We start from the raw sequence: 18,929 nt of genomic DNA on the forward strand, positions 1-18,929 counted from the left end.
ACCAACAAACACAAAGGCCACCATGTCCGCCCTCTTCCAGCCCTACACCCTCAAAGACATCACCCTGCGCAACCGCATCGCCGTGCCGCCCATGTGCCAGTACATGGCCGTCGATGGCCAGGCCAACGACTGGCATCTGTCGCACTACGCGGGCATGGCCCGTGGCGGCGCCGGCCTGGTGATCGTCGAAGCGACGGCCGTGGCTCCGGAAGGCCGCATCACGCCCGGCTGCACCGGCATCTGGAACGATGACCTGGCGCAAGCCTTCGTGCCTGTCGTGAAAGCCATCAAGGCGGCCGGCTCCGTGCCCGGCATCCAGATCGCCCACGCGGGCCGCAAGGCCAGCGCCAACCGCCCATGGGAAGGCGACGACCACATTCCTGAAGGCGACGCGCGCGGCTGGCAAACCATCGCCCCGTCCGCCATCGCCTTTGGCGGCGGCCTGCCGAAAGTGCCGCGCGCCATGGACCTCGACGATATCGCCCGCGTGAAACAGAACTTCGTCGACGCGGCCGTGCGCGCCCGCGAAGTCGGTTTCGAATGGCTGGAACTGCACTTCGCCCACGGCTACCTGGCGCAAAGCTTCTTTTCCGCCCACTCGAACCAGCGCGACGATATCTATGGCGGCAGCCTGGAAAACCGCAGCCGCTTCCTGCTGGAAACATTGAAAGCCGTGCGCGAAGTGTGGCCAGAGCACCTGCCGCTGACGATACGCTTCGGCGTGCTGGAATTCGACGGCCGCGACGAGCAAACCCTGCTCGAATCGATCGGCCTCGTGCGCCAGTTCAAGGACGCGGGCATGGACATGATCAGTGTCAGCATGGGTTTTACCATTCCCGACGTGTCGATTCCATGGGGCCCCGCCTTCATGGGGCCGATTGCCGAGCGCGTGCGCCGCGAAGCGGGTGTGCCCGTCTCTTCCGCCTGGGGCTTCGGCACGCCAGCGATTGCCGAGCGCGTCGTCAAGGACGAGCAACTCGACGTGGTGATGGTCGGCAAGGCGCACCTGGCCAATCCGCACTGGGCATACTTTGCCGCCAAGGAACTCGGCGTGGAACGCGCCTCGTGGACCCTGCCGGCGCCGTATGCGCACTGGCTCGAGCGCTATTGATCGCCCCTGACCGTTGCCGGATGCCCCTCCAGGGGCAGTTCCGGCAGAAACAGCAGGAAGACCAGCCCCAATAGCAGCAGCACGGCGCCGGCGCCAAACACGCTGGCGATCGCATGGCGGTACACGTCCACCGTCTGCGCCGCCGCCTGCGCGCCCAGCGCCGAGACGGCTTCCACGCCGTGCTTGTGCAGCTGATGCGCAAGGATGGCGCCCGACGCCGTCACGCCCAGCAAGCCGCCCAGCGAGCGGAAAAAGGCCAGCATGGCCGTGCCAACGCCGCGGCGCGCCAGCGGCAAGGCATTTTGCACGGCGATTGTCATGTTCGGCATCACCAGTCCCAGCCCCGTGCCGAGGAAGAAGATGGCCGGCTCGATGACCCAGTAGCCACGCGACGTTTCCATGCCCCAGGCCAGCACGGCAAACGCCAGCAGCGCCACGGCCAATCCCGCCACCTGCACCATCTTGTACTTGCCCGAGCGCGACAGCACCCGGCCGTTGAAGATCGACGAGGCCACCAGCCCCACCATCATCGGCACCGTCATCACGCCGGACTCCGCCGGACTGGTGCCCATCACCAGCTGGAAGAACAGGGGAAAGAAGACGCTGGCGCCCATCAGGCCCATGAAGGTCACGGCCATGACCAGGCTGGCGATATTGAAGGTGCGGCTCTCGAACAGGTCGGGCGGCAGCACGGGTTCATCCACCCTGCCCACGTGCACCGCCAGCCAGAGCCCCAGCAGCACGGCAATGCCGCCGCACACCTTGATGGCCAGCCCATCCCACGGCCACTCGGTGCCGCCCAACGCCAGCACCAGCAGCGCCGCCGTGATGGCGCCCGTCAGCAAGGCCGAGCCCAGATAGTCGATCTTGTGCGCATGCGTGCGCGCCGGTTTGCGCATGGCGCGCGCGATGATGACAAAGGCAGCCGCGCCGATGGGCAGGTTGACATAGAAAATCCAGTGCCACGACAAGGCATCCGTGATCACGCCGCCCAGCACGGGACCGAGCACGCTGGTGACGGCATACACGATGGGCACCATGCCTTGCCGCTTGCCCCGTTCGGCCGGCGGCACGATGTCGCCGATGATGATTTGCGCCAGCGGCATGAAGCCGCCCGCACCGAGACCCTGGATGGCACGGAAGATGATCAGCTCCGTCATGTTCTGCGCCAGCCCGCACAGCACGGAACCGAGCAAAAAGGTCAGCAGGGCCGTAATGATCATGGGACGGCGGCCATACTGATCGGCCAGCTTGCCGTACAGGGGCATGGTGGCCGTCGAGGCCAGCACGTAGGCCGTGACCACCCACGACAGATGGGCCATGCCGCCCAGGTCATCGACGATGCGCGGCAAGGCCGTGGCGACGATGCTCTGGTCTAGCGCACCGAGTCCCAGCACGGCCATCAGGCCCAGGTAAATGGCGCGCACTTCGCGTTCGGTGACGGGTTTTACACCAGTGTTGGCTTGATCGTGGTGGCTCATGCTTGACCGATCTCAAGCAGCGGCTGCATGGCCGCTTCCAGTGCATCGATCTGCTGCGGCGTCAGACGGGCAATGCGCTGCGCCAGCACATCGCGGCGGCGCGCTCGCAGGGTTTCGAGGATGGCCAGGCCTTGCGCGGACACCTGCAGCCCCGAGCGGCGCCGGTCTTGCGGATCGGGCGCGCCGCGCTCGACCAGTCCCGCTTCTTCCAGCGACTTGACCTGCGCGCTGACGGTCGGCCCGCGCACATTCTGCAGGCGCGCCAGCGCGGCCACGCCGATGCCGGGCTGCTCGTGAATCAGGGCCAGCAGCATGTATTGCATCATCGACACGCTGCCTTCCAGCTCGCCCCCTTCGCGCTGCATGGAGCGCAGCAAACGCTTGAACGCCGTGCGCAATTCATCGGACAGCGCCAGCGCGCGTTCGGGGATGGGAAGGTCTTCGGTAGTGGGCATGGAAATATATGGGTAGGTAGACTATCTACCCATATTATGCCGTACCCGGGCGCCATGCAAGGCTTTTTTCCATCCCCGCCCTTCCCAAAACCCGCTTTGGCCGTCATAATAGCCGCCCTTGGGTCGTTAGCTCAGCTGGTAGAGCAGCGGACTTTTAATCCGTTGGTCGCAGGTTCGAATCCCGCACGGCCTACCAAGAATTTGCAGTTCGATTGCATGCCGCATGGCAAGCACGTACCGCACAGCGTTACCGTAGTTCAGTTGTAAAGTTTTTGGGTCGTTAGCTCAGCTGGTAGAGCAGCGGACTTTTAATCCGTTGGTCGCAGGTTCGAATCCCGCACGGCCTACCAAATACTTCAGAGAAGCCAACCGTTCGCGGTTGGCTTTTTTGTTTTCCGGTTCATTCCTGGCCCACTGAGCATCCCCATACAGCAAGACTGATTTTTGCTGTTTGATCAGAAAATCCCAAGCTGGACATGGGCACAAACGGTCGCCTTTTCGTCCGTTTTGACCTGCTCGACCGTCCGCACGGCACGGCTGCCGATCGCGTATGCTGCGCCATAGATTGATTTTTTGATTACGGTCAAGGCGATACAAAAAACACTCATGGACAAATTCAATCAGTACCGTGTTTTCACACAAGTAGCTGAAATGGGAAGTTTCATCAAAGCTGCCAATGCGCTGGGCATACCGAGGGCCTCCATCTCCGCCGCCATACAGCAGCTTGAATTGGGGATTGGCACGCGCCTATTGCATCGCACCACGAGACAAGTACAACTGACCGCGGATGGCATGCTCCTGCTCGAGCGCGTTCGTTCGCTTCTCGCAGATGCGGAAGATATCGATCAACTTTTTCATGTGCGGCACAGCAAGATTTCAGGGCGGCTCTGCGTGGATGCCCCCAGCCGAATCGGGCGCAGGCTGATCGCTCCGGCACTGCCCGGCTTTTTGCGCGCCTATCCCCGGCTGGAATTGATATTGAGTTCCTCTGACCGTGCGATCGACATGGTGCAGGAAGGCGTGGACTGTGCCGTGCGCGTCGGGACCTTGCAGGACAGCAGTATCGTCGCGCGTCCTCTGGGGCATATCGCACTGATCAACTGTGCCAGTCCAGGCTATGTACGCGAGCACGGTGTGCCGACAACGCCAGATGATTTGAGCAAAGGGCACTGGACGGTTGGATATGCCTCCGGCACTGCCGCGAAAGAATCTCCCTGGGAGTATCTGGATGCGGGGCGCAAACGATCACTGTCAATTCCCAGCCGGGTGATCGTTAACAACGCCGAAAATTATATTGCCTGCTGTGTGGCGGGAGTGGGATTGATCCAGATTCCTCGTTTCGACGTGCAACACCTGCTCGACAGCGGCGAACTCATTGAAGTCATGCCGGAGTTTCGCGCGGCGTCCATGCCGGTGTCGCTCGTTTTCTCGCACCGCAAGCAACTGTCGCGCAGGCTGAATGTATTTTTCGACTGGTTCGAAGCGCTAATACGGCCACATCTCGAACCATGAAAGGCAGCGACGCGGGCGTGGTTAACTGTGGCCTGGCCGGTCGCGATTGGGGTGTTTTTCTGGACAATCCATCCAGCCCGACGTAGCTGATCTTCCATTGGATGCTGCTTATACTCGAGCCTTCAAATACGTATCCAAGGAGATCGACATGACTGACCATTGCATCAAAGGCAAGACCGTCCTCATCGCCGGAGGAGGCAAGAACCTCGGGGGACTGATCGCCCGCGACCTGGCGCAGCAAGGCGCCAAGGCTGTGGCCGTCCACTACAACAGTGCAGCCAGCAAGGCCGATGCCGAGGCAACCGTGGCCGCAGTCCAGGCCGCAGGCGCACAAGCCGTCGCAATCCAGGCCAACCTGACGACGGCCGGGGCCGTCGAGAAGCTGTTCGCCGACGCCATTGCCGCGGTCGGCAATCTGGACATCGCGATTAACACCGTTGGAAAGGTGCTGAAGAAGCCGATCACGGAGATCAGCGAAGCCGAATACGACGAAATGACAGCGGTCAACTCCAAGACCGCTTTCTTCTTTCTCAAGGAGGCTGGCAAGAACCTCAACGACAATGGCAAGATTTGCACCGTGGTCACCTCGCTGCTGGGCGCATTCACGCCCTTCTACGCCGCGTACGCCGGCACCAAGGCGCCAGTGGAACACTACACCCGTGCAGCGTCCAAGGAGTTCGGTGCGCGCGGGATCTCGGTGACGGCGGTAGGACCAGGTCCGATGGACACGCCGTTTTTCTATCCCGCCGAAGGCGATGACGCGGTGGCGTACCACAAGACGGCCGCGGCACTCTCCGGGTTCAGCAAGACCGGCCTCACCGATATCCATGACGTGGTCCCGTTCATCCGTCACTTGGTCAGCGATGGTTGGTGGATCACCGGTCAGACCATCCTGATCAATGGCGGCTACACCACAAAATAAGCTCCTGGCGCGGATCCTTCCCCATACCTCCCCGGCGTCACGCCCATCACGCGCTTGAACATGGCGATGAAGGCGCTGACGTTGTCGTAGCCCAGGTCCAGCGCAATCGTCGTGACGGGCCGGCCGGCGGCCAATAATTCCAGGGCGCGCAGGATGCGGGCGCGTTGGCGCCAGGCGGAAGGCGTAAAACCGGTCTCGAGCGTGAAACGGCGGGCCAGGGTGCGCGGTGATATGCCGGCCCAGGCGGCCAGCGCTTCCATGCCCCGCTCGTCGGCCAGGTCATCGAGGATGGCGCGCGCCACGCGCAGCAGGCGCGGGTCCGTGGGCAGGGGCAAGCCGAAGGGCTCGTGCGGCGCGGCGGCGATTTCGTCGAGGATGACGCTCGCCACCCTTGCCTGCCGCACGTCGAGCGCGCCATCCTCCCAGGTGCTGGCACGGTCCACCGCTTCGCGCAGCAGGCCCGAGACACGCATCACGCAAGGCGCGGCGGGCAAGCTGGCGCAGCTGGCTTCGTCTACATACACGCTCCAGCCAGCAAACGGGCCATGCGAACGCAGCGCATGGACGTGATGGGGCGGCATCCACACGCAATGGCTGGCCGGCACCACCCACTGCCCGCTGTCGGCAGCGATGGAAAGCAAGCCCCGCATGGCGCCGAACAATTGGCCGCTGGCGTGGCGGTGCGCCCCCGTCACCCTCTCCTGCGGCTGGGTAATGCGCATAGCGCGCAGCGGCAGCGATGGCAACAAGATTGGCGGATTTGACGTATCGAATGACATAAACAACGCAGGCAAGACAATCCGGCCATCATACAGTGAAGTCTTTCCAACATTCAGGAGTGCATCATGCGCGCAGAAGACGTATTGCCGGATCAACAAAACCAGGGCCAGTTCAATGGCGTGACCGTACGCAAGGGCACGGTGGGCGCCTTCCTGACCAACGCCCGGCTATGGCTGGACGAGAACAGCGGCATCGCCGAACGGAGCATCGCCGAACGCGACATTGTCGACGCCCTGCCCGCCCTGCACGCGCTGGGACTGTTCGATATTCTGCAAGTGCGCGATGCCGCGCTGCGCGAACTGGTAGCCGCCTCCGCAGCGGCGTGAGCAGGCTGACTCGTCCACGGCGCGCATTTCCTCTATCATGCTGCTTTGCCCGCCTTCGCACCCGCCATGCCGTTTACCATTGCCACCCCCGTCCACAGCGAACTGATCATCAAGAAAAGCCGTTTCATCGGGTGCGTGCAGCCGATGACGGACCGCGCCAGCGCGCAGCAGGTGGTCAATGACTTGAAGGCGCAGCATCCTGGCGCCTGCCATGTGTGCTGGGCGCTGCTGGCGGGCGGGCAGTCGGCGGCCGTCGATGATGGCGAACCGAGCGGCACGGCCGGGCGACCCATGCTCGACGTGCTACGCCACCAGGACTTGGAAGGCGTGCTGGCGACCGTCGTGCGCTACTTTGGCGGGATCAAGCTCGGTGCGGGCGGCCTCGTGCGCGCCTACACGGATAGCGTGGCGCAAGCGTTGTTGCAAGCGGAAAAGACGGCCATCGTGCGCCAGCGAACCCTGCGCTGCACGGTGCCGTATGCGATGGAAGGCATGCTGCGCCGCGAACTCGATGGCGCCGGCGCTACCTTGCTGAACGTGGAACACGGCGAGCACGTGCTGTTCGACTTCAGCCTGGCGGAAGCGGCAGCCACAGCCCTGCTCGCGCATTTGCATGAGGCGGGCAATGGACGGATAGCCTGGCTGAAATTGGAAGCCGAAGAGGAAGAATAAAACTTACAAATTGGGCGGGCGCTTGATCTGCAGCATGATGAAATGCGTCCACGCCAGCGCCGGCAGCACCATCAACAGCAACATCAGTCCGGCAGGCATGTCCGGCACGAAGCGCACGAAGCAGCCGAGAAAGCCGGCGATGGCCAGCCAGAAACGCCAGTTGAATGCGTATGCCTTGCGCGCCACGGTCGCCAGCGCGATGCGCCAGAATTCCAGCAAGGCCCACACGCCGCCCGTCAGCAGCAGCGCGGCCAGCGCATTGGTGCCGGGAGCGTCGGCCCAGGTGCGCACCAGGTTGTACAACAGCACGGGATAGCCGGCCGTGATGGCCAGGGTGGCAGGTCCGGCGGCGATGACAGCTTCAAACAGCTGCCCTTTGGAACGATGATCCACTGATACTCCTCAAGCCACGACGCCGGAATGGGCGGCGATCACTTGCAGCGCGCCGGCCGCGTCCTGCGCCCAGACGCGCGTAAAACGGAAGTCGCCATGCGTTTCCACGTCGTGATAGGTGCCCGTCAGCTGCATGCGCACGGAGACCACGGCCACGCTGCCGTTGATGCGCACATGACGCTCGGACGCGCGCAGGTCGGTGATGGCCAGCAAGCGCTGCTCGTGCGCGGCCAGGTCCGCATGCTTGCTCAGCAAGTGGCCCAGATGATTCGTAAACAGCAAGTCGTCGGCCAGCAAGACATTCAACTCGGCCACGTCGGAGGCCATCATGGCCAGGCGCAAGCGCTCTTCCGCATCGAGCACTTGTACTTCAGTTAATGCATTCATCTTCTTCCTATCAAATAGTCTGGCGCATCTTAGCAAACGGGAAAAGCATGCTTGCACGAAATAGCTAAATTCACAATCAGCCACAAGGCTTATACCTGTGAAGCATATTCATATAGCGTAATATTCGCAGCGGTATTGCGCAAAACGCCACCATAGTACTGTACAGTGCTTGCCCTTCCGCCCCGGGCTGGGGCAGCTGTCAGTTGTAGTACTGTTTTATGTGCTCCGTGCAGTCTCGAATAAAACCAAGATAAGGCCCCTTCATGGCAATTAACATCATCCTGAACCTGCTCGTTGCGTTGCTCGTCTTCGCTTTCATGTTCCACCAGCAACGTAAACACGCGACGTTTACCGTGCGCGTCTTCACGGGCCTGGGCCTGGGCGTGCTGCTCGGCGCGGCCGTGCAGTGGCTGTACGGCGCCGGCTCGCCCATCATCGCAGGCACCAATGAATACATGGACATCGTCGGCAGCGGCTACGTCAAACTGCTGCAGATGATCATCATGCCGCTGATCATGGTGTCCATCATTTCCGCCATCCTGAAACTCAAGGACGCGAGCTCGCTGGGCAAGATCAGCGCGCTGACCATCGGCACCCTGCTCATCACCACGACCATCGCCGCCGCGCTGGGCATCCTGATGGCCAAGCTGTTCGGCCTGACGGCTGTCGGCCTGACGTCGAGCGCCGCCGAAGTGGCGCGGGGCGTGCAGCTGCAAGGCTCGCTGGAAACGGCGAAAGCCCTGTCCCTGCCGAAACTGCTGGTCAGCTTCGTGCCGACCAACCCCTTCCTCGACATGACGGGCGCGCGCAAGACGTCGACCATCGCCGTGGTCGTGTTCTCGATCTTCATCGGCATTTCGGCCACGGGCATCGCGGCGAAAAAGCCGGAGATTTTCGCCTCGTTCGAGAACTTCATGAAAGTGGCGCACGCCATCGTCATGCGCATGGTCACGCTGGTGCTGCGCCTGACCCCGTACGGAGTGTTCGCGCTGATGTTTGAAGTGGTCGCCTCGTCGAGCTACACGGACATCTTGAAACTGATCAACTTCGTCGTCGCCTCGTACAGCGCGCTGATATTGATGTTCCTCGTGCACCTGGCCATCATCGCCGGCGTGGGCCTGAACCCGCTGCGCTTCGTGAAAAAAGTCTTCCCCGTGCTGGCCTTCGCGTTCACGTCACGCACCAGCGCCGGTTCCATCCCGATGAGCGTACAGACGCAAACCCAGCGCCTGGGCACGCCGGAAGGCATCGCCAACTTCGCCGCCTCGTTCGGCTCGACCATCGGCCAGAACGGCTGCGCCGGCATCTATCCCGCCATGCTGGCTGTGATGATCGCCCCGACAGTCGGCGTCGATCCCTTCACGATCAGTTTCCTGCTGCCCTTGCTGGCCATCATCACCATCGGTTCCGTCGGCGTGGCCGGCGTGGGCGGCGGCGCCACGTTTGCCGCGCTGATCGTGCTGTCGGCGATGGACTTGCCCGTCGCGCTGGCCGGCTTGCTGATCTCGGTCGAACCGCTGATCGACATGGGCCGCACGGCTCTGAACGTGAGCGGCTCGATCACGGCCGGCACCGTCACCAGCCGGGTCATGGGACAGACCGACCTGGCCGTCTACAACAGCGACGATGCGCCGGACCTGGATGAAGCGGAACACGCCGCCTAAGCAGCTCTCCAGCGGCGCGCCGCGCCTTGCCGCTTTCCTCTATATTTATCAACAATAAATACGGAGGAAGGCGCAAGGCGATGGAACAGAAATGGCCGCAGCAAATCTGGATCGTGCGTCACGGCCAAAGTGCCGGCAACGTGGCGCGCGATGCCGCCGAAGCGGAAAAACAGCTATTGATCGCCATCGCCGAGCGCGATGTCGACGTCCCCCTCTCCGAGCTGGGCACGCGCCAGGCGCAAGCCTTGGGCGACTGGTTCGCCACCCTTCCCCCTGAACAACAACCGACCGTCGTGCTGTATTCGCCGTACGTGCGGGCACAGCAAACGGCGCAAGCCGTGCTGGCGCGCATCGATGCGGACGGCTTGAACTCCGTGGTGGCCGACGAGCGCCTGCGCGAAAAGGAATTCGGCATCCTCGACCGCCTGACCGTGCACGGCATCGCCAGCAAGTACCCGGAACTGCACGAGCAGCGCCAGCACGTCGGCAAGTTTTACTTCCGTCCGCCGGGCGGCGAAAGCTGGTGCGACGTCATCCTGCGCCTGCGCAGCGTGCTCGACACCATCACCCGCGAATACCGGGGTGAACGGGTGCTGATCGTCGGCCACCAGGTCATCGTCAATTGCTTCCGCTACCTGCTCGAGCGCTGCGACGAGCAAGCCATCCTGGCCATCGACAAGGCGGCCGACGTGCCCAACTGCGGCGTCACTTCCTATGCTTTCAATCCCGCCCTGGGCAAGCACGGCAAGCTGCAGCTGGACCTGTGCAACTTCGTCGCGCCACTGGAAGAATCGGGTACACCTGTCACGGCCCAGCCCGACATGCCGGCCGCGCCCAAATCCTAGTTTTTTCGGAGGCCATGCATGGACACCACAGACATCACCGCTACCCTGCTGCGCTCCTGGCCCCTGCCCATGCCGCAGCCCGACGGCGACAAGGAAGTGCGCGGCCATCTGCTGATCGTCGCCGGCTCGGCCGAGATGCCGGGCGCCATCGTGCTGGCCGCTACGGCAGCGCTGCGCGCGGGTGCAGGCAAGCTGACCCTGGCGACGGGTGCATCGGTGGCGGCGCAGGTAGCCATCGCCATGCCCGAGGCGCGGGTCATCGGCCTGGACGAAACGGCGCAAGGCGGCTTCCGGCACGAGGCGCAACACCAGCTGGCGCCGCTGGCTGGCAAGGTCGATGCCGTGCTCGTCGGGCCAGGCATGTGCGACACGGCTGCAAGCTGCGAGCTGATGCGACATTTGCTGCCCCTGTTTGCGAATAGCCGTCTGATCCTTGACGCCTGCGCCATGCAGGTCGTGCGCAAGCCCGCGCACTTCCGCTTCGACCAGCCCGTCCTGCTGACGCCGCACGCGGGCGAACTGGCCCAGCTGATGGGCCTGTCAAAGGACGCCGTGCTGGCCGACCCGCATGCCTGCGCCACGGACGCGGCGCGGCGCTGGAACGCCATCGTCGCCCTGAAAGGCGCGCTGACCGTCATCGCCATGCCCGATGGTACGACCTGGACGCATGCAGGCGGCAATATCGGCCTGGCCATTTCCGGTTCCGGCGACACCTTGGCCGGCATCATCACGGGCCTGGCCGCGCGCGGCGCACCGCTGGAGCAGGCGTGCGCCTGGGGCATCGCCCTGCATGCGCTGGCGGGCGAACAGCTGGCATTGCGCTTCGGCATCCTCGGCTACCTGGCGCGCGAAATCCCGGCCGAGATTCCAGCGCTGCTGCGCAATCTGGCGGCATAAAAACAACAGCATAAGCATATCCAGAAAGAATCGTTAGCGCCGGCGGGCGCCTCCCTTAAGCTCATTGCAACTGTTTCCATACGAACACTAATCGAGCCCAAAGGACACCGCCTTGTATCCGCGCCATTCAACCGCCTCCCCATCCCTTCCCGCCACGCCGCTGCGCGCCATCGTGCTGGCCTGCGCCATGCTGGGCACCGCGCCCGCCTGGGCACAGGACGCGCAAACCAGCACCAGCACAGGTACCGCCGCTGAAACGGCCAGCGCCAGCATCGACCAGGTCACTGTCGTCGGTTCGCGCGCGCGCAACCGCACGGTGTTCGACAGCAGCGTGCCCATCGACCGTTTCGGCGCGCGCGAAGTGAGCAATGCGCTGTCGACGGGCGACGTAGGCGCGGCACTGCAAAACCTGTCGCCGTCGATCAACTTCCCCCGCATCGAGTCGAGCGGCGCGTCGGACTCCGTGCGCGGCATCCAGTTGCGGGGACTGGCGCCCGACCAGGTGCTGGTGCTGATCAACGGCAAGCGCCGCCACACGAGCGCCGTGCTCGACACGGAAAGCAGCTTTGCCGGCACCGTGCCGGTCGACATCAATGCGATTCCGCCCAACGCCATCGACCACATCGAAATCCTGCGCGATGGCGCCGGCGCCCAGTACGGCAGCGACGCCGTCGCGGGCGTCATCAACATCGTGCTGAAAAAGGCGCGCACGGGCGGCGCCGCTTCCGTCAGCTACGGCGCCAACCACACGCATTTCGAGCCGACCGACCAAACCCTGACGGATGGCCAGACCGTCATCGTCAACGCCGACTATGGCGTGCCGCTGGGCGAGGCGGGATTCTTCCGCTTCGGCGCGGAAACACGGCGCCGCTCGCCCACGGAACGGGCCGGCCCCAGCGACGCGGGCTGGACGTCCTACAACTTCACGCCGGCCGACCAGGCGCTCGACGGCAAGGTCGTGTTCAAGTCGGGCGACTCGCGCCAGCGCAACAACTATTTGTTCTACAACACCCAGCTCACCCTGGCCAACGGCCTCGATCTGTATTCGTTTGCCACCCTCAACGAGCGCAAATCCGACGGCAGCGCCTACTTCCGCTATCCGGGCGACCCGTCGAACGTACCGGCTCTGTATCCGAACGGCTACCGCCCCGTCACCAACGGCGACAAGCGCGACCTCAGCATCGTGGCCGGCGTGCGCGGCAGCGCTGGCGAATGGAACTGGGACGCCAGCGCGCGCCACAGCAGCGACCGCTTTGACTACGGCGTGAGCCATTCCGTCAACGCTTCACTGGGCGCGGCCAGCCCCACGCGCTTCAGCCTGGCCGGCTTCGATTTCCGCCAGAACGCCTTGAATGTCGATGCCACGCGGACCATCGACATCGGCTTGCCCGCCCCCTTGAGCGTGGCCGTGGGCGCCGAATGGATGCGCGAAACCTACACCAGCTCGGCCGGCGACCCAGCCTCGTATGCGGCCGGCAGCTTCACGGACGCGCCACCGGGCGCGCAGGCGGGACCGGGCTTGCGCCCATCGGACGCCTACGACGGCAGCCGCCAGATCCGCTCCGTGTATGCGGACGTGGAAAGCGATCTCACGCCGCGCCTGCTGGTGGGCGCCGCCGCCCGCTACTCGCACTACAGCGACTTCGGCAGCGCCAGCACGGGCAAGCTGTCCACGCGCTACAAAGTGACGGACAATTTCCTCGTGCGCGGCTCGCTGTCGAACAGCTTCCGCGCACCGGCCCTCGTACAGACGGGCTTCCGCTTCGCCACACTGAACTTCAACGCCGATGGCACGGCCCTGCAAACGGCGGCCCTGCTGCCGGCCGGCGACCCGCTGGCGCGCAGCTTCGGCGCACAACAGCTGAAACCTGAAAAATCGACCAACGTCTCGCTGGGCCTGGCCTGGAAACCGGCCGCCGCCACCAGCGTGACGGTGGACGCCTACGTGATCCGCATCCGCGACCGCATCACGCGCTCGAGCGACTTGCAAAGCGACGCCGTCACGGCCTACCTGGCCGCGAATGGCCGCAGCGACATCCAGTCCGTGGCCTACCTGGCCAATTTGCTCGACACCGCTACGCGCGGCCTGGACGTGGTGTTGAACCACGACCTGGCGTTCACGTCAGGCAAACTGAACCTGAACGCGGCGCTGAACCTGAACAAGACCAGCCTCGACAAGGTGCGCCAGAGTTCCGCTGCGCTGGCCAATATCGATCCGAGTCTGACCCTGCTGACGGAGACGAGTTTGTTCCGCATCAAACATGCGTCCCCCAACAGCAAATTGATACTCGGCGCCGACTGGCAGGCGGCCGGCTGGGGCGTGCAGGCGCGCGCCACGCGCTTTGGCGAGCTGAAAGATTTTTCGTACGACAGCGATGCGCCCCTGATCGACGGCATCCCCGCACAGCGCTTCGGCGCCGTCTGGTCGCTGGACCTGGAAGGCCAGCTGAAACTGAGCAAGCAGCTGACCTTGAGCGTGGGTGGCAACAACATCCTCGACCGCTATCCGCAGCGCGTGCGGGAAACGAATAACGCCACGTATGGCGGCGCCCTGCCCTACAATTTCATCAACCCCATCGGCGTCAATGGCGCGTACTTTTACGCCAAGCTGAACTACACCTTTTAACGCCACGGAAAGAACCCATGATCATCAAGAAAATATCCCACCTCGTCGCCGGCGCCTGCCTGAGCGCCCTCATGCTGTCCGCCGCCCAGGCCGCCGCACCGCTGGTGCTGATGACGGACTTCGGCACGGCCGATGGCGCCGTGTCCGCCATGCATGGCGTCGCCTATGGCGTCGATCCCCAGCTGACCATCTCGGACCTGACGCACCAGATTCCCGATTACGACATCTGGCTGGGCGCCTACCGCCTGTACCAGACGGCCAATTACTGGCCACAAGGCACGGTGTTCGTGTCCGTCATCGATCCGGGCGTGGGCACGGCGCGCAAGTCGGTGGTGCTGAAAACCAAGGGTGGACGCTACTTCGTGGGGCCGGACAATGGCCTGTTCACCCTGATCGCCGAACGCGACGGCGTGGCGGAACTGCGCGAAATCGATGAAAAGGTCAACCGCCTGGCGGGCTCCGCCGAGTCCTACACCTTCCATGGCCGCGACGTGTACGCCTACGTGGGCGCGCGCCTGGCCTCGGGCGCCATCCGCTATGAACAGGTGGGCCCACAATTGCCGAGCGAATCCGTGGTCAAGATCGTGTATCAGAAACCGGTACGCGACGGCAATACCATCCGCGGCATTGTGCCCGTGCTCGACGTCAAGTATGGCAACGTGTGGACGAATATCCCTAAATCGCTACTCGACGAATTGCAGGTGAAACTGCACGATCCGCTGCAAGTGCGCATCCTGCACAAGGGCAAGCAAGTAGCCAAGATCACGGCGCCGTTCGAGCACACGTTTGGCGGCGTGGCCAAAGGCAAGCCCCTCGTCTACCTGAACAGCCTGCTCGACGTGGCCGTGGCCATCAGCCAGGGCGACTTTGCCGCCAAACACCACGTCGAGTCGGGCGTGGATTGGGAAGTGGAAGTGAGCAAGGTTTCTCCGTCGAAATAAGCATGGTCCACGGCCAGGACACACAGTCCTGGCCGTTTCAAATTTTGCTACTGCAGGTTTGCGCTACGTCAAACCAAACGCTCTCCGCGCACCCACAACGCCGCTCATTTGTAATTGTGGTGAACCTGCGCCCACCTGCCTACTCTAAATTTTGCAAACGATGCCAGCCTTGTTCCAGATGCGCCATCTGGCAAGGCATGCTTTTCCACGACAGCATTCCACTGAAAAGGAACAATCATGACGGCTCCACTCCTGACCACCAGCAAGCTCGTTCTCGGTAGCGCCATCGTCTGTGCGCTGCTGGGCGGATGCAACAAACGTAACGACACCGACACTGGCACCGGTGCCACCACATCGCCGAACACGACGAACCCGGCAACCGCACCCGGCACCAGCGGAACAAGCGGGACCAGCGGCACATCGGGCACCACCACGCCGGATACCACGACACCCGGCATGACGCCGGGGACGACACCAGGCACGACCAACCCCGATGGCACGACCACGCCGCCAACCACGCAACCCAACGGCACCACGCCGGGCACGGGAACCGGCACCGGAGGTACGGGCACAGGCACTGGTACGGGTACCACCACGCCGCCGCGCAGCAGTTAAGCGCAGGCAAAAAAAGAGCCTTCCGCAGAAGGCTCTTGCAATACCACGGCGCAGCGAAAGCTGCGCCGTGGCCCGGTATTACTTTTGCAGGCTGACCGGCGCCGCTTTCGGTGTGCGGCGTCCCATCAGGAACAGCACGGCCTTCTTCAGCATGCGGTAGACGAAGCGCACCATCAGCAGGGTCAGCACGCACTCGAGCAAGGTCAGGATCATGGCCACGGCCACAGGCATGCGCGCGGCGCGGCGGTGGAACTTGGCCACGGCGCCATCGCGGGCGATCTCGATGCTGTCATAGAAGGTCGGCACGACCAGCAGGGTCAGAATCGTCGAGGTGATGGTGCCGCCGATGATTGCGATCGCCAGCGGACGGTAGAATTCGCCGCCCTCGCCCAGGCCCAGCGCCACGGGGAACATGCCGGCGATCAGCGCAAACGTCGTCATCAGGATCGGGCGCAGACGCATGCGGCCCGCATACATCAGCGCGTCTTCGCGGCCATGGCCCTCTTCCTCGCGCTTGCGCGCCGCATCGAGCAACAGGATGGCGTTCTTGGCGACCAGGCCCATCAGCATGATGATGCCGATAAAGCTCATCAGGTTGAGGGTGTTGTTCGTGATCACCAGCGCCACCACCACGCCGATCAAACTGAGCGGCAAGGACATCATCACGGCCACCGGCGCCGTAAATGAACCAAACTGCATCACCAGGATCAAATACATCAGGCCGATACCCATCACCAGTGCGATCAGCATTTCCGTGAACAGCTCTTGCTGGTCCTGGCCCGCGCCACCGAGCGCCAGGCCGTAGCCGGGCGGGAAGTCGATGGAGTTGGCCAGCTTCATGGCGTCGCTCGTCACTTCGCCGTTCGAGCGGCCCTGCGCATTGGCCGACACGGTGATCGTGCGCTTGCCATTCTTGTGTTCGATGCCGGACGGCCCTTTGCCCATGGTAATGGTGGCGATCTGGTCGAGCGGCACCATTTGCGACGTGCCCGTCACGCTGATCGGCAGGCGCTCGATGTTTTCCGATGCCACACGGTCGTCGGGATGCAGGCGCACGGCCACGTCACGCGTTTCGCCCGTCGGATCGACCCAGTCGCCCACTTCCACACCGGCAAACGCCACGCGCAACGATTGCGCCGCGTCATTGACGGAAATACCCATCGAATTGGCCAGGCCACGGTTGAGTTCGATCTGCAGCTCGTTCTTCGGATCCTGCTCGGACAAGCCCACGTCGACAGCGCCAGGAATGGCGCGCAGCTTGTCCATGTAGGCATTCGTGATTTCCATCAGTTTACGCGAATCCGGGCCCGTGAATTCCACCTGAATCGGCTTTTGCGAACCGTTGCTCAAGTCATCCTGCACCACGTATTCGGCACCCACCAGGCGCGACATCTTCTCGCGCAGTTCGACCGCGATTTCCTTGGCCGAACGCTTGCGGGTGTTGCGCTTGCCGATGTCGACATACACTCGTCCGCCGCCCGCGGTGATGGAGCTGTTGGTATCCTTGGTTTCAGGCAAGGTACGCGCCAGCACGGCCGCCGCTTCCAGTTTCAGACGCGAATACTCGATGCTGCTCGACGATGGCGTGCGCACATTGATCATCAGGTTGCCCGAATCGGATGCCGGCAAGAAACTCGTGCCGCCATGCGTGTAGTGCAGAGCAATAGCGCCCACCAGGCTGCCGAAGGCGATCACGGCCATCCAGCGGCGGTGATGCAGGGCCCAGGCGATCACGCGGCCATAGCGGTCGGCCTGATGATCGAACCAGTGGTTGAATTTATCGAGCACGCGGCCGATGCCTTTTTTCGGTGCCGAGTGTTCCTCGACCGGGTCGCCCCAGTAGGCCGACAGCATCGGGTCGAGCGTAAACGAGATGCCCAGGCTGACGAGCACCGAGCACGTCACCGTCAAGGCGAACGGACGGAACCATTCGCCGGAGATACCGGGCATGAAGGCCACGGGGATGAAGACGGCGATGATGGAGAAGGTCGTGGCGGCCACGGCCATGCCGATCTCGGCCGTGCCTTCCAGCGCGGCCGTGCGGCGGTCCTTGCCCATCTGCATGTGGCGCACGATGTTTTCGCGCACGACGATGGCGTCATCGATCAGCACGCCAATGGCCAGCGACAGGCCCAGCAGGGTCATGAAGTTCAGGGTAAAGCCGCACAGCCACACGGCAATGAAGGCGGCAATCACGGACGTGGGCAGGCTCAGCGCCGTGATCAGGGTCGAGCGCCACGAGTTCAGGAAAGCGTAGACAACGAAGATCGTCAGCACGGCACCCAGCACCAGCGATTCGATCACGTTGTTCAAGCTATGCTGGGCGTTTTCGCCACCGTCGCGCGTCACTTGCAACAAAGTGCCCTTCGGCAAGGTCTTGTTGATTTCCGCCACCATGTCGCGGATCTTGTTGGCCACGCTGACGGTGGACGCGTCGCGCACGCGAGTGATGGAAATGCCCACGTTGGGCTTGCCGCTGCGCATGCTCAGGCTGTTGACTTCGGCAAAGCCATCCTCGATGGTGGCCACTTGCGCCAGACGCACGATTTCCTCGCCGCGGCGCTTGATCACCACTTGTTCGAAATCGGACGGCGACTCGATGCGGCCCACAAGGCGGATGCTTTTCTCGTCCAGGGTGCCGCGCACCTTGCCCACAGGAGCGTTCGTGTTCTGGTTGCGCAAGGCGGTCACGACGTCGCTGACGGATACATTGTATTCACGCAATTTTTCCGCCCGCAGCAGCACGGACAGTTCGCGCTTGAGCGAACCGCCCACGTTGACCAGCGCCACGCCATCGACGGTGCGGAAACGGTCCGACAGCACGTCTTCGGCCAGGCGCGAGATTTCCGCATGGCTTTGCGAATTCGACGACAGCGCCAGTTGCATGATCGGCTCGGCAGCCGGGTCGATGCGCTGCAAGATAGGCTCGCGCATTTCTGTCGGCAACTTGTAGCGCACGGCGGCAATCGCATTGCGGATATTGTCGGACGCTTCGATCAAATTGGTATTGAAGGAAAACTTCAGGAAGATGCTGGCCGAACCTTCATTCGAATCGCTGTTGACTTCGGTTACGCCGGAAATGCTTTGCAGCGACTTTTCCAGGCGGTTCACCACTTCGCGCTCGACCGTGTCGGGCGAGGCGCCAGGGTAAGGAATGCTGACGACGATGAAGGGCACTTCGACGTCCGGGTTCTGGTTGACGCGCAGTTTCTTGAGCGCCAGCAAGCCGACGCACATCATCGCCAGGATCAGGACGATGGTGGCGGTGGGCCGCTTGATACTGAAATCGGAAAGGAACATGG

General features: G+C 63.2%; 17 protein-coding genes and 2 tRNA genes. 13 read left to right on the forward strand and 6 right to left on the reverse strand.

The window, feature by feature from the left end:
• Positions 1-22: 22 nt before the first annotated feature.
• Positions 23-1,111, forward strand: a complete 1,089-nt coding sequence (locus tag AC54AG_RS24060) for an NADH:flavin oxidoreductase/NADH oxidase (RefSeq protein ID WP_070300894.1) — start codon at positions 23-25, stop codon at positions 1,109-1,111.
• On the opposite strand, the gene AC54AG_RS24065 is transcribed toward AC54AG_RS24060, so the two are convergent.
• Positions 1,105-2,592: an MDR family MFS transporter gene (locus AC54AG_RS24065; RefSeq protein ID WP_496631749.1), complete on the reverse strand. Its 1,488-nt coding sequence runs from the start codon at positions 2,590-2,592 to the stop codon at positions 1,105-1,107. The two genes, AC54AG_RS24060 and AC54AG_RS24065, sit on opposite strands and share 7 nt — an antisense overlap.
• Positions 2,589-3,047, reverse strand: a complete 459-nt coding sequence (locus tag AC54AG_RS24070) for a MarR family winged helix-turn-helix transcriptional regulator (RefSeq protein WP_034759213.1) — start codon at positions 3,045-3,047, stop codon at positions 2,589-2,591. Before AC54AG_RS24070 ends, AC54AG_RS24065 begins: the two co-directional genes overlap by 4 nt.
• 120 nt (positions 3,048-3,167) lie before the next feature.
• On the opposite strand from AC54AG_RS24070, the gene AC54AG_RS24075 reads away from it, so the two are divergent.
• The 4 genes from AC54AG_RS24075 (at position 3,168) to AC54AG_RS24090 (ending at position 5,481) form a co-directional block, all read left to right on the forward strand.
• Positions 3,168-3,243 (forward strand) — tRNA-Lys (locus AC54AG_RS24075).
• Positions 3,244-3,321: 78 nt separating this feature from the next.
• Positions 3,322-3,397, forward strand: a tRNA-Lys gene (locus tag AC54AG_RS24080).
• 256 nt (positions 3,398-3,653) lie between these two features.
• Positions 3,654-4,559 carry a LysR family transcriptional regulator gene (locus AC54AG_RS24085; protein ID WP_496631750.1) on the forward strand — a complete coding sequence of 302 codons (906 nt, stop codon included), beginning with the start codon at positions 3,654-3,656 and terminating at the stop codon, positions 4,557-4,559.
• 148 nt (positions 4,560-4,707) lie between these two features.
• Entirely contained in the window at positions 4,708-5,481 is a 774-nt protein-coding gene (locus tag AC54AG_RS24090) for an SDR family oxidoreductase (RefSeq protein WP_058050889.1), read from the forward strand.
• Here AC54AG_RS24090 and AC54AG_RS24095 read toward each other — a convergent pair.
• Entirely contained in the window at positions 5,466-6,233 is a 768-nt protein-coding gene (locus AC54AG_RS24095; protein WP_496631805.1) for an AraC family transcriptional regulator, read from the reverse strand. The two genes, AC54AG_RS24090 and AC54AG_RS24095, sit on opposite strands and share 16 nt — an antisense overlap.
• 93 nt (positions 6,234-6,326) lie before the next feature.
• On the opposite strand from AC54AG_RS24095, the gene AC54AG_RS24100 reads away from it, so the two are divergent.
• Together AC54AG_RS24100 and AC54AG_RS24105 are read left to right on the forward strand one after the other, a co-directional pair.
• Positions 6,327-6,587: a hypothetical protein gene (locus AC54AG_RS24100; RefSeq protein ID WP_496631751.1), complete on the forward strand. Its 261-nt coding sequence runs from the start codon at positions 6,327-6,329 to the stop codon at positions 6,585-6,587.
• A 66-nt stretch (positions 6,588-6,653) separates the two neighbouring features.
• Positions 6,654-7,259, forward strand: coding sequence for an IMPACT family protein (locus tag AC54AG_RS24105; protein ID WP_496631752.1), 606 nt, complete (start codon positions 6,654-6,656; stop codon positions 7,257-7,259).
• 3 nt (positions 7,260-7,262) lie between these two features.
• Here the strand turns inward: AC54AG_RS24105 and AC54AG_RS24110 are convergent, their stop codons facing one another.
• The gene (locus AC54AG_RS24110; RefSeq protein ID WP_496631753.1) at positions 7,263-7,652 is read right to left on the reverse strand and encodes a hypothetical protein; all 390 of its coding nucleotides are present in this window, start codon (positions 7,650-7,652) and stop codon (positions 7,263-7,265) included.
• Positions 7,653-7,661: 9 nt separating this feature from the next.
• A complete protein-coding gene (locus tag AC54AG_RS24115; RefSeq protein WP_496631754.1) occupies positions 7,662-8,039 on the reverse strand; it encodes a nuclear transport factor 2 family protein in 378 nt (125 codons plus the stop codon).
• A 263-nt stretch (positions 8,040-8,302) separates the two neighbouring features.
• On the opposite strand from AC54AG_RS24115, the gene AC54AG_RS24120 reads away from it, so the two are divergent.
• The 6 genes from AC54AG_RS24120 to AC54AG_RS24145 all read left to right on the forward strand — a co-directional run bounded on the left by AC54AG_RS24120 (position 8,303) and on the right by AC54AG_RS24145 (position 15,627).
• A complete protein-coding gene (locus AC54AG_RS24120) occupies positions 8,303-9,703 on the forward strand; it encodes an L-cystine transporter (protein WP_496631755.1) in 1,401 nt (466 codons plus the stop codon).
• 80 nt (positions 9,704-9,783) lie between these two features.
• Positions 9,784-10,548: a histidine phosphatase family protein gene (locus tag AC54AG_RS24125; protein ID WP_496631756.1), complete on the forward strand. Its 765-nt coding sequence runs from the start codon at positions 9,784-9,786 to the stop codon at positions 10,546-10,548.
• Positions 10,549-10,566: 18 nt separating this feature from the next.
• Positions 10,567-11,445, forward strand: a complete 879-nt coding sequence (locus AC54AG_RS24130; protein ID WP_072456312.1) for an NAD(P)H-hydrate dehydratase — start codon at positions 10,567-10,569, stop codon at positions 11,443-11,445.
• A gap of 112 nt (positions 11,446-11,557) precedes the next feature.
• Positions 11,558-14,071, forward strand: coding sequence for a TonB-dependent receptor plug domain-containing protein (locus AC54AG_RS24135; protein WP_496631757.1), 2,514 nt, complete (start codon positions 11,558-11,560; stop codon positions 14,069-14,071).
• Between the two features lie 17 nt (positions 14,072-14,088).
• Complete coding sequence (locus tag AC54AG_RS24140; protein WP_496631758.1) at positions 14,089-15,012, forward strand: SAM hydrolase/SAM-dependent halogenase family protein; 924 nt, start codon at positions 14,089-14,091, stop codon at positions 15,010-15,012.
• Between the two features lie 237 nt (positions 15,013-15,249).
• Positions 15,250-15,627 (forward strand): hypothetical protein, encoded by a 378-nt coding sequence (locus AC54AG_RS24145; RefSeq protein WP_496631759.1) that lies wholly within the window; start codon positions 15,250-15,252, stop codon positions 15,625-15,627.
• Positions 15,628-15,705: 78 nt separating this feature from the next.
• Here AC54AG_RS24145 and AC54AG_RS24150 read toward each other — a convergent pair whose 3' ends face one another.
• Positions 15,706-18,927 carry an efflux RND transporter permease subunit gene (locus AC54AG_RS24150; RefSeq protein WP_496631760.1) on the reverse strand — a complete coding sequence of 1,074 codons (3,222 nt, stop codon included), beginning with the start codon at positions 18,925-18,927 and terminating at the stop codon, positions 15,706-15,708.
• Positions 18,928-18,929 lie beyond the last annotated feature (2 nt).

The sequence above is a fragment of the Janthinobacterium sp. BCJ23 genome, assembly GCF_059617945.1.